Raw genomic sequence first — 12,018 nt, forward strand, 5'->3', positions numbered from 1 at the left:
CTCCGTACATCGAGTTACGCCCTTAACTATATAACCATTTTTTTAAAAATTCAATAAGAAAATGTATAATCGACAGAAATTTCAGTAATTATGGCTATTTATTCGTAGTAAATTACTGGAATCATTGCAAATTTTAGTAATTATTGATATGATAATTCCAACTAGTATGAGAAATGAGGCGTTATCCATGCTTTCTATGATTAAAAGTTCCGCATTGCAAGGAATTGACAGCTATCCGGTTTCTGTCGAGGTTGATTTGAGCAGCGGATTACCTTCCTTTGATATTGTTGGCTTGCCCGATTCTGCAGTAAAAGAATCCAGAGAACGGGTGCGAACAGCGGTAAAAAACTCAGGATTTTCCTTCCCCGTCAAACATATTACGGTAAACCTTGCTCCTGCAGATACACGCAAAGAAGGAGCTTCCTTTGATTTGCCTATTGCTTTGGGCATTCTTTGTGCTTGCGGCGCACTGCAAAACGAAGCCGCCGCTGACTATTTTGTTACAGGCGAACTTTCTCTGGACGGCTCAGTAAGGCCTGTTAATGGCGTACTGCCTATGGTCTATGGCGCAAAGCAAAACGGGATAAAAAAATGCTTTATTCCTGCGGAAAACATGGACGAAGCTGCCCTGATTGATGGAATATCTGTTTACCCTGTACATAGCTTAAAACAAATCGTAGCGCATTTAAGTGGTAAAGATAAAATACCACCTTATTCTGTAGATGTAAAAGAGTTATTTGGTAATAAAAAAGAATCTGATATCTTGGACTTTGCCCATGTGAAAGGACAGGAAAATGCAAAACGAGCAATGGAAATTGCGGCGGCAGGTGGACATAACTTTTTAATGATTGGGCCGCCCGGTTCAGGTAAAACGATGCTCGCAAAACGTCTTCCCACTATCTTGCCCGATTTAACTTTTGAGGAGAGCATTGAAATTACTAAAATATATAGTATAGCTGGACTATTGAGAAACAAAAACTCATTAATCCGTACTCGCCCCTTCCGTTCCCCTCACCATACCATCTCCGCATCCGCTTTAACCGGTGGTGGACGAATTCCTAAGCCCGGAGAAATTTCCCTTTCCCATCACGGGGTTCTATTTCTGGATGAATTGCCCGAATTTCAGAGGGCTGCATTAGAAATTATGCGACAACCCCTTGAGGATGGACAAGTTACCATAGCTCGAGTAAACGGAACACTCACATTTCCCTCGGATTTTATGCTGGTGGCTGCCATGAATCCTTGTCCATGCGGGTATTTAGGGGATGGAAACAAATGCCACTGCTCTATGAACGAAATCATACGATATCGAAGCAAAATCAGCGGCCCCCTTCTGGATCGAATTGATATTATGGTAGAAATGCCGGGGGTTTCCTATGAAGATTTAGAAATTGTAGAACAAGGTGAGTCATCCTCTAACATAAAGGAAAGAGTTCTGACGGCACATGAAATTCAGTTGAAACGTTATCAAAAGGAAGGGATTTATTTTAATGCTCAGCTCAGTGCGGCACAAATAGAAAAATACTGTGCTCTAGGTCCTAAAGAAAAGGAAATGCTGAAACAGGCCTTTACCCGCTTGGATTTAAGCGCAAGAGCATATCACAAAATACTAAAGGTTGCCAGAACCGTAGCCGACTTAGCAGGGAGCGAAGAAATTACTCTGCCACATCTGGCGGAGGTTTTGCAATACCGTTCGTTAGACAGAAAATATCTGCTTTAATCTATAAGGAGTTCAAAATGGAGCAATGGAAAAATCAAATGTCGGAAAGCTTTCGAATTGGCGCTTTATTGGCCTTTGCTGGGGGATTTTTTGATTCATATACTTATATCGCAAGAGGTGGGGTGTTTGCAAATGCGCAAACAGGTAATATGATTTTATTGGCAATTCAGCTGGTACAGGGACAGTTTATCCATGCACTGTACTATCTAATTCCTATAACTGCTTTTGTTTGCGGCATATTCCTTGACGAATACATTAAACAAAGATTTCATCAAACCCATAAGCTTCACTGGCGGCAAATTGTGCTTTTCATAGAAAATATTGTGCTCGTGATAGTCGCGTTTCTTCCTCTTGGAAAGGGAGATATCATAGCCAATGTGTTTATTTCCTTCATCTGCGCAATGCAAGCACATAGCTTCCGCACCCTACATGGTTTGCCTTATGCAACAACCATGTGCACAGGAAATCTGCGAAGCGGTACCGACCAATTGGTACACCTTGTATTTCATAAAGATACTGCTGCCGGCAAAAAGGCTTTTCTCTATTTTGCCATTATTTTTGTCTTTATTGCAGGAGCCGGTGCAGGAGCAATGGTAACACCAATCATAGGCGCTAAATCAGTTCTTTTTTGCTGCATTCTTTTAGTTCTTGCACTTGTGATGCTCTCATTAGAGAGAAAAAATTTAGAATAAATTGAAATGTAAAAAGATAGGGCGAATTCATAATTTAACCTATCTTTTTATTTTTTCATATAAGTAAATTAATTAGAAAAAATGGTAATCTAAGCTCCTTAGCAGAGTTTGCAACTTATAAAAACCAAAATGAATGCTTCGCGTCTTTGCTAAAGCTTTTACTACTATATAGACATAAAATAGTGCCAAAATCCAAACAGATCATTGGCACTATTTTAAAATGCTTTATTTATTGGTAACTAATCTTAATGTTCCGAATTTTCATCTACAACATAATTGGATTCCTGTCTGTCTTCTTCGAAGAGTTTAAACTTTCCAACTAGGTCTTTCAATGTCTCGGCTTGTCCACTCAATTCCTCTGATGTTGCGGCGCTTTCTTCTGCTGTTGCAGAATTATTTTGCACAACGCTTGCGATTTGCTCAACGGCAAAGGTAATCTGTCCAGCAGCCTGAGCTTGTTCATTAGAAGCACCTACAATTCGTTCAATCAGCTTAGTGACTGCAGAAGTCCCATTCACAACCACTTCCATGGCATTCTCTGTTTTAGCTGCCATTACCGTTCCATCCTCAACAGCATTGACAGTTTCTTCTATTAAAAGGGCAGTATTTTTTGCCGCTTCTGCTGATTTCCCCGCAAGATTACGAACCTCGTCTGCTACAACTGCAAAGCCCTTTCCTGCTTCACCGGCACGAGCTGCTTCAATAGCCGCATTCAGTGCAAGAATGTTGGTCTGGAAAGCAATGGCATCTATAATTTTAATGATTTCATTAATTTCATTTGATTTATCATTGATTACCTTAATTGCCGTAACCATCTCTTTTAATTGCTTATTGCAATCCTCAACCTGATGTTCTGTTTTCGCCACCACCAATTTAGCATTTTCCGCATCTTCTGCATTTTGCTTCGTGTGCTCTGAGATTATTGTAATTGTTGCAGAAAGTTCCTCAATGGAAGAAGCCTGCTCCGCCGCCCCTTGTGACAATTCCTGTGCGCCTGAAGCCACTTGATCCGATCCAAAAGAAACCTGTTCAGATGCTTGGTTAATTTCTGACAAAGTATTGCTGAGTTGGATTTTTATCCCTCTCATTGCAAGCAAAATCTCCCTGTATTCACCCACATATTTCTCTTCACATTGAGAGGCTACTTGGAAATTACCATTTGCCATTAGTCCTAGGAGATAACCAATATCCTGAATAATCGTCTTTAAATTGAATGCCGTTGCTTGGAATGTCTCAGCCAATTTACCGATTTCATCTTCAGAGTCCGCCTCCAAATCAATATCAAAACAACCTATTGAAATATTTTCTGCCGCTTCCACTACACTATCAATAGGCTTTAGCATTTTTTTCAGAAGCACCATAATGATAATGATAATTACAAGCAACGCCAATACTGACATAATCAGCATAATTGCCGTAAGTCGAAAAACATCTTTATTTAAATCCTTGGTCTCCACAGAAGTTTGTGCCCACCAAGTTTGCTGACCACAATCGATGGGATAAAAATATCTTGCATATTGTTTGGTTTTCCCATCCAAACCAATATACGGTGCCTCCAGCTGAAAGGGTTCCCCCTTTGCAAATTCTGCCAAAATTTCCTCATAAACTTCGGTGGAATTTCTTTCCTTCATGTTTGTCCCCGGGAGTTCATTGGAGGTGCTATCATATACATAGATGCCCTCTTGCGTCAATATATTAGCAAACATGGTAGGATACTTTTCATTAACTGATTCAATTTTCGAAAAATTGGAAACAATCACATCCACATTGACAGCGCCCTTTACTTCATTATTATTAAGAATCGGATAACAAACAGAACAAAGCTGATTCCCCTCATATATCATAGGGTTTGTTATGTATTGTTGCTTTGTTTCCTTAGCAATGCGATAATACTCTTCATTGGAATAACTCTCATAGTTCCCTTCTGATGTCACCCTTTGATCCTGGGCACTCTCAGTATTAACATAGATTGCATAATCTCTAACGCTGGGATCAAAAGCATATGGTTCAAAATAAATTCCCATTCCAGAAATATCTTGATTATTTTTTACCATAGGCCAAGCTGTATTTGCAAAAAAGCTTTCTTTCTTATAGTTCTTTTCCTGCAATGCAACGTTGTAAACAATGCTGGGCTTTGTAAGTACCTCAGCATCCGCCTCTGGTGTATATTTACTTTCTTTTTCGTATTGATCCTGAAAGTAGTATTGTAAATTTTTTGCAGTAGTATTTGCATCATCCATCATTGCTTGAACGATAAGTCCATTTTGTGTTGCTAGTCCGGAAAATTCCTCGTTCACCGTTGTTCTTAACGCTTTATTGGCTTGGAAAACCGAGACTGAAACCAATAAAGCAAGAAATACAATTAATGTTCCCCCAATATAAATTGCAATTTTTTTCGCCAACTTCATCCTTCTTAACATTTTAGAACCCCCATTCCAAAAATAACAAGCGCTTCTTTCAGCGCCTAAAAGTTGATTACCCTTTGATCTAAAACACTTCTTAACTCTTGGATTTCCATCCCCATTTCATGTATGGGCTCTTACCACCTCTTCAAAGTAATTTCAACATCACCCCTAAGTGTTCAGGATTTTTTGAGATTGATTTAGTCATGTGCCATTTCAATGAAATAATTCCTCCTCACCCTCGTTTATTCGTTAAATACTTAGCAGTTTGGGAGCTTCGTAATCATGTAAGAACAGTCATACCTATCCCTTTCGAAAATTCTTCGAATAATAGTCGAAAATTCTCGAAGTTTGTTAAATTATACATTATAGTATATACCTTAATATTAATTATTTCAATATTTTCACAGTAAAATAATACATTTATTTGCATATATTGTTATATTTTCATAAAAAAGTACAAAAAAGGCACATCTAATATGAACGGATGCTTTGATTCCTCACTTCAAACGTTATATCAGATGTGCCATAGCTTTACTTTTCTTTCTTCAGAAACAGAGAATTATTTATGCCGGAATATATTTTTTACTTTGTGAAAAGTTCTGTTAGCATTAAACCTATACTGAGTATCAAAACAAGGAATTTTTTCTCTTGCCTAATTAAATTTTTTGTGGGATATTCAATATTATTTTATTATGATAGCATCATAAATCAATTTCTTTTAATTTTTCATTTTTCCTATATTTTTCATATAAATGAAAAACAATGTCCCATTGATCTAATACCATTTTTCCAATTTCAAAATCATACATAATACCTAAATTCTTTTTGATTTCATTGTAACAATAATCATAGGTATGTGCCTTTCGATAGCTTCTATCTGATAATATGGCATCTATGGAATCGCAAACAGCAATGATTTTTGCTCCGAAAGGTATTTCATTGCCAGAAAGTCCACCGGGATATCCATTCCCATCCACTCGCTCGTGATGATATAAAACCATATCCTTTAGTTCATTCAAATGATGTGATTTACTTAAAATTTCAGCACCGATTTGCGGATGCCTTTTCATACACTCCCACTCTTCAGTCGTTAGCTTTCCTTCCTTATTTAATACGCCATCAGGAACACCCACTTTTCCGATATCATGAAGGTGGGCAGCGATATGTATTTTTTCTGCTTCTTTACTGCTTAAACCTAAAATTTTGCATACCTCTAAAGACAAATCGCTCACTCGTTGAGAATGTCCGGCTGTGTAAGCGTCCTTTGCATCCAAAGCACTGGTTATACATTCAATAATTTCATGATAGTCTATTCCATTTCTATAAAAAGAAGCTTTATTCTTCATATTCAACCCGCCGTTCTAAATAAAATTGAATCCCAAAATTCAATAAAAGTAAAATTTAATTATTTATCTCTCGAAAAAGCCAATGAAGTATGTTTCAAACCTTAACTTCTCTAACTGATTCTTAGGATTATGAGATACCTTACCTCCAAGGACAGAAAATCCATTTCCATCAAAAATGACAACCGCTTCCCCAAGCCTAAGTATCGAACCACCCTTGTACAGTATTAATTTATTACAGTAATAAGGTGCACTTACAAAATTGGTCTCCAGCAAATACTCTTTCAAGTAATTAGTTTATACTAACTCATAGTGCTTTGTCAATATTTAGATAAATATTGGATGAGAGCTGAAACAGTATTTCATCTAAGAAAAACTACCATCCCCCTAAAATCATATTGAAATAGGAAGCTCAAGTCTTACGTAAGCTAAAAGGTGAATTAACATATACTGTGAAGAATATTGAGTATAGAAGTAGACATAAAATGTATCAATTCCATTAAAATTAAGAAATCTTATCAAGATTCTTTTTTAATTTTCTATAGAAAACACCATCGCATCCCTTCCTCCTATACATGCATTTTTAAAGTTTTTTGCTAATATAATGTAAGAATACCAAAAGGAGGACGACGGCTATGTCATATCAATCATGCCTTTTTAATGATGCGCAAAAATCTGTGTTAAAGTATACTCCACGTCACCACCATATTTTAGCAGAAAAATACATTTCCCTGCTAAAAAACCAAACGGACACTATCGTTTACCTAACTTTAAAGAATAATTTAAGTTACTGGTATTTCATAAAGTCTTGTAACGACAATCAACTTACTGGCTTTGTAAAGCTTAATGAAAAGTGGGTTTATAAAACGATTCTTCTATCTAACATCCTCGAATTCTGCTAAGCCAAGGAGTGAAATTTATGTCCAAAGAACCAAGGAATGTTCCTGCCTCTTCCAGAAAAGATATATTTATGTCTGAAATTTCAAATGAATCTGAAATATCAAATGAATTTGAATTCCCGGAATTCATAGAACCAGGCTTAGAAAAAATAGAGGTCATTGCAAAATTTAACGGCGATATCGTAAGGGTCGCAGAAATTTTGGAGGCAGAGGTGGAAATCATATACCAAAACTACGCAATCATCACAATTGCGAAAGACAAGATTAAAAGACTGGCCTCCTATCCTCAAATAGAACACCTTGAGTTGCCTAAGAATTTATATTTTGAATTAAGCAGCAGCCTAACAAGCAGCTGCATCCCGTCTGTACAAAGAGCAGATGGATTCAACTTAAGCGGAAGAGGAGTTATCGTAGCAATTATTGACTCCGGAATAGATTATATGCATCCGGATTTTCGAAACAGTGATGGAACCAGCAGAATTCTATTTATTTGGGATCAAACGCAAACGGGCACGCCGCCGGTTGGATTTAACAGCGGTGCAGAGTACAATAACCAGCAAATCAATAACGCCATTCTTTCTGAAACTCCATACCAAGTTGTTCCCAGCAGGGATACAAATGGCCATGGCACTGCTGTAGCAGGCATTGCAGCAGGAAACGGAAGGGCAAGCAATGGCATAAATCGAGGAGTTGCTTTTGAAGCAGATATTATTGCGGTAAAAGTTGGTTACCGAGGATATGAGTCTTTCGCAAGGTCTACGGAACTAATGAGAGCACTAAAATATGTCATAGACAAGGCGAGACGTTTTGGTAAGCCCATCTGCATTAATATGAGTTTTGGTATGAACAACGGTTCTCATAGAGGGGATTCTTTGTTTGAAACTTTTATTACAGAGATTTCAACAAATTGGAAAACATCTATTATTATTCCCACAGGGAATGAAGGTTCCGCTGGGCATCATTATCATGGAAAAATACAGACCGGAGAAGTACAGGAAATTGAATTTTTTACAGGTCCCGGATTGGAAACATCCTATTTATCCCTATGGAAAAACTTTGCTGACAATTTTGCCGTTGAAATCATTTTTCCGGATGGAAGCTCCTCCGGAGTGGTAAATATTGAAAATCAGGTCAAGACAGTTAGAAGGCCCAACTTGATACTAAATGTATTTTATGGTCAGCCTTCTCACTACTCCTTAGAGCAAGAAGTGTTTTTCAATATCACCGCAACCCAAGGGCCTTTACCTCAGGGAATTTTCAAGCTAAGATTAATTGCCAGAAACATTGTTGATGGAAATTATGATATCTGGCTTCCAACATTAGAAGAGGTAGGTGAAGACACTTTTTTTTCTGACCCATCCATATATAACACCATCACCCTACCCGCAACCGCCGAAAAAGTGGTTCGTGTTGCAGGGTATAATGCCCGTGTAGGAAATATTGCACTGTTCTCAGGAAGAGGTGATCTTGCTGATCCTAACTCTTATCCTGACCTTGCCGCTCCATCAATCGATATACAAACAGCAAGAACCGGCGGTGGATATGATTCATTCACAGGAACCAGCGTTGCCGCACCCTTTGTTACTGGCTCAGCGGCCCTTATGATGCAATGGGGAATTATTAACAACAATGACCCTTATTTGTATGGTCAACGACTTAGGGCATTCTTGCGCATCGGTGCAGAAAGAAAAGCGGGTATTCCTTATCCAAATGCATCCTTTGGGTATGGTACCCTTTGCTTATATAATACAATGAATTATTTGGTTGAATATGAATTAGGTGAACAATTTTGGTTAAATCTTACCTAGGAGGTGATTATATTTGGCTGTAAATTTAGAGAATATTGATTTACCATTGTCTGAATTCGTAAAACTTCCCACAACAGTAGATTTCAATATCATAAATACAGACCGATTTAAGCTATATGTCCAAGATAAACCTTATTTAAAATTAGGGACTGAAATGGCAAATGAGTTAATTGTTGTTTATACTCACAGAGATAATCTACCCTCTTTATTTGAGGATTTGGGAAATGACTTTAACGAATTTTTCCCCAAGATCTTGTCCCCTTTAGACAGTAGAAGCAATGAAGATAGCGGTATTACGCAAATTCAAAACCAACCTTTTCTAAGTCTTTCCGGAAGAAATGTGGTTATTGGTTTTGTTGATACCGGTATTGATTATACGAAAGAAGCCTTTCGATTTGAAGATGGTTCATCAAAAATACTCTTTCTTTGGGACCAAACCATAGATGGAAATAGGCCGGATTACCTATATTTTGGCTCCGTCTATACTCAGGACGATATCAACCGCGCTTTAAATTCCGAAAATCCTTATTCTATTGTTCCCTCCATTGATGAGGATGGGCATGGAACCTTTTTGGCCTCTGTTGCAGCCAGTAACGATAGAGGCGAATACATTGGTGCCGCACCTAAAGCATATATTATGGCAGTAAAGCTGAAACGCGCCAATGAATTTTATATTGAACGATTTCTTTTGCCCAAGGATAATCCAAATCTTTACGAGTCTACGGACTTTGTTTTGGGGCTAAAATATATCTTTGACCGCACAGAGGAACTAAATCTGCCTGTGGTTCAATGTATCGCAATGGGATCCAATAGCAGCGGACATGATGGAAATACACTTTTAGAGGATTATATGACATTCGTTTCTCAGAGAGCCGGCTATTGTTTTATAACGGCAGCTGGAAATGAAAGCAACGCAAGACACCATTCCCAAGGAAAGTTGCCAAGAACGGGAACAACGGAAACCGTCAGCGTGAAAGTGGGAAGACAAGGTGAATCCTTTTCCCTATCCATATTTGGGCCGGCATATGATAAACTATCCGCCAGTATTACTTCACCTACAGGAGAGGTTATTGCAAGGCTTCCTTTTAAAGTAGGATTAAAATACAGCGAGAAGCTAGTGTTTGAGGCTAGCACAGTATCCATTGAATATTATAGGAGTTTCAGTAATCTTATATGGATTGGATTTCGAGAAGCAACCCAGGGTATATGGGACATCACCCTTTTTGGAGATGCTGTTGTGAGTGGTGACTATTTTGCATGGCTGCCCATTACAGGTCAAGTGAGTGAATATGTGGAATTATTAAAACCCTTTCCCGAGTATACCATTGTTTATCCCGCAACTGCAATAGGTTCCGTCACTACAGGCGCATACAATAGCAATGATAATAGCCTTTATGTTTCCTCCTCATGGGGGCCAACAAGATTGCCCCGCATGGCGCCGGATTTGGTTGCGCCCGGTGTTAATGTTAAGGGAATTTATCCAACAGGAGTGGGAACCAAAACAGGTACCTCTGTGGCTGCAGCAATCACTGCCGGAGCAGCTGCCCTTTTATTTGAATGGGGAATTATTCAAGGGAACATTCCTTCTATGGACGGAGACTTGATTCGTACATTCTTTATTAGCGGTGCCACCCGGGAGGAAAATATGCTCTATCCAAACACAAAATGGGGTTACGGGAGACTTAATTTGTACGGTAGCTTTGCTGTCATAAGGGAATCTATCATTAACTACTACGTATTATAATTTTTCTCAAAGGAGGTTGTATATGGCAAACGGTAAGCTTTTTTTACGTGAAAATTATTTAGGCGGAACTGGTTTACTTAGAATTAATACCTTTCTAACAAATATCGCCAGACCTGCAGCAGGTGCAACGGTCACCGTAATGGATCCCTATGATAATACGGTTATAGAAGAGGCAGTCACCAATGATTGGGGCGAGGTTCCACCAATCCCCCTAAGCGCACCTCCCATTGAATATTCCATGGAATATGACATGCCCCGTCCTTTTAATCAATATAACGTGAGAGTTGCGCTTGAGGACTATGAAGAAGCAGTGATAAATAATGTTCAAATTTTCCCAGAAACCACTGCGGTACAAGAGGTAAAACTGACACCAAGCTTTTCAGATATTAATATTCCTTATCCTGTGTTGTATGGAGATTATCCGCCGAAAATTCCGGAATCTGAAATTAAAAAACTGCCCTTCCCAAGTAACCAAGTGGTACTACCCCAGCCCGTAGTACCAAGTATCATTGTTGTGCATGACGGTAGACCGGAGGACACCTCTGCGGCAAACTATACTGTTACTTTTAAAGACTATATCAAAAATGTAGCCAGCAGTGAAATTTATGCTACATGGCCTGTAGAATCCATTAAAGCAAATGTTCATGTTATCTTGTCCTTTACATTAAACAGGGTATATACAGAATGGTATCGAAACAAAGGCTTTGATTTTACCATAACCAACTCAACAGCCTTTGATCAAGCTTTTACTTTTGGACGAAATATTTTTCAAGAAATATCCGATGTGGTAGATGAAATTTTTGCAACCTATATTGGAAAACCCGATATCCGACAGCCGTTATTTACCCAATATAGTGATGGAAGGAGAGTTGTCAGAGAAGGCTGGCTTAGCCAATGGGGTTCAAAAGACTTAGGGGATCAGGGATTAAATGCTTTACAGATTTTAAGAAACTATTATGGAAGCAATGTCTTTATTAAAGAGGCAGAAAAGGTGGAAGGAATCCCTATATCCTTCCCGGGCAGTACCCTTATAATTGGCTCAACCGGAGATGCCGTGAGAACAATCCAGCAGCAGCTAAATGCCATATCTAACAACTATCCCCTCATACCAAAATTGATAGAGGATGGTTATTACGGTGAAACCACTGCAGAGTCTGTACGGGTATTTCAGCAGATTTTCAATCTGCCCCAAACCGGAACGGTAAATTATCCCACATGGTATAAAATTTCCGATGTTTATGTGGCAATTCAAAGGCTTGCCTAAAAAAGATAAGCAAAAGCAGATATGAACCATCTCAAAATAAAGAAACCCGATGAAAGAATTTGCTGTTTCTGGTAAAATTCTTCCATCGGGTTTCTTATCGCCCAAAGTAAATATCGCAAGATAAAATTAAAGGGGATTCGTTC

7 protein-coding genes are annotated in these 12,018 nt (G+C 38.5%); 5 read left to right on the forward strand and 2 right to left on the reverse strand.

The features are described from left to right. Positions 1 to 187 precede the first annotated feature (187 nt). The gene (locus tag CPRO_RS07625; protein ID WP_066049903.1) at positions 188 to 1,720 is read left to right on the forward strand and encodes a YifB family Mg chelatase-like AAA ATPase; all 1,533 of its coding nucleotides are present in this window, start codon (positions 188 to 190) and stop codon (positions 1,718 to 1,720) included. A gap of 17 nt (positions 1,721 to 1,737) precedes the next feature. Then, entirely contained in the window at positions 1,738 to 2,412 is a 675-nt protein-coding gene (locus CPRO_RS07630; RefSeq protein WP_066049905.1) for a YoaK family protein, read from the forward strand. A 245-nt stretch (positions 2,413 to 2,657) separates the two neighbouring features. Here CPRO_RS07630 and CPRO_RS07635 read toward each other — a convergent pair whose 3' ends face one another. Both CPRO_RS07635 and CPRO_RS07640 read right to left on the reverse strand, forming a co-directional pair. Further along, positions 2,658 to 4,832: a methyl-accepting chemotaxis protein gene (locus CPRO_RS07635; RefSeq protein WP_066049908.1), complete on the reverse strand. Its 2,175-nt coding sequence runs from the start codon at positions 4,830 to 4,832 to the stop codon at positions 2,658 to 2,660. Positions 4,833 to 5,518: 686 nt separating this feature from the next. Further along, on the reverse strand, positions 5,519 to 6,163 hold the full coding sequence (locus tag CPRO_RS07640) for an HD-GYP domain-containing protein (RefSeq protein WP_066049911.1): 645 nt from the start codon (positions 6,161 to 6,163) through the stop codon (positions 5,519 to 5,521). Between the two features lie 916 nt (positions 6,164 to 7,079). Here CPRO_RS07640 and CPRO_RS07650 point away from each other — a divergent pair. From CPRO_RS07650 to CPRO_RS07660, 3 genes are read left to right on the forward strand one after another with little or no spacing between them, the layout of a single operon-like run. Further along, positions 7,080 to 8,867: a S8 family peptidase gene (locus CPRO_RS07650; RefSeq protein ID WP_066049917.1), complete on the forward strand. Its 1,788-nt coding sequence runs from the start codon at positions 7,080 to 7,082 to the stop codon at positions 8,865 to 8,867. A gap of 13 nt (positions 8,868 to 8,880) precedes the next feature. Then, a complete protein-coding gene (locus tag CPRO_RS07655; protein ID WP_066049920.1) occupies positions 8,881 to 10,611 on the forward strand; it encodes a S8 family peptidase in 1,731 nt (576 codons plus the stop codon). Positions 10,612 to 10,633: 22 nt separating this feature from the next. Further along, the gene (locus CPRO_RS07660; protein ID WP_066049925.1) at positions 10,634 to 11,875 is read left to right on the forward strand and encodes a peptidoglycan-binding protein; all 1,242 of its coding nucleotides are present in this window, start codon (positions 10,634 to 10,636) and stop codon (positions 11,873 to 11,875) included. Positions 11,876 to 12,018: the final 143 nt, after the last annotated feature.

This window comes from Anaerotignum propionicum DSM 1682, assembly GCF_001561955.1.
Lineage (GTDB): Bacteria > Bacillota > Clostridia > Lachnospirales > Anaerotignaceae > Chakrabartyella > Chakrabartyella propionicum.

Excerpts from the sequence above, each read along its gene's own strand:
- CPRO_RS07625 (WP_066049903.1), top strand. The coding sequence starts at position 188 with ATGCTTTCTATGATTAAAAGTTCCGCATTGCAAGGAATTGACAGCTAT.
- CPRO_RS07630 (WP_066049905.1), top strand. The coding sequence starts at position 1,738 with ATGGAGCAATGGAAAAATCAAATGTCGGAAAGCTTTCGAATTGGCGCT.
- CPRO_RS07635 (WP_066049908.1), bottom strand. The coding sequence starts at position 4,832 with ATGTTAAGAAGGATGAAGTTGGCGAAAAAAATTGCAATTTATATTGGG.
- CPRO_RS07640 (WP_066049911.1), bottom strand. The coding sequence starts at position 6,163 with ATGAAGAATAAAGCTTCTTTTTATAGAAATGGAATAGACTATCATGAA.
- CPRO_RS07650 (WP_066049917.1), top strand. The coding sequence starts at position 7,080 with ATGTCCAAAGAACCAAGGAATGTTCCTGCCTCTTCCAGAAAAGATATA.
- CPRO_RS07660 (WP_066049925.1), top strand. The coding sequence starts at position 10,634 with ATGGCAAACGGTAAGCTTTTTTTACGTGAAAATTATTTAGGCGGAACT.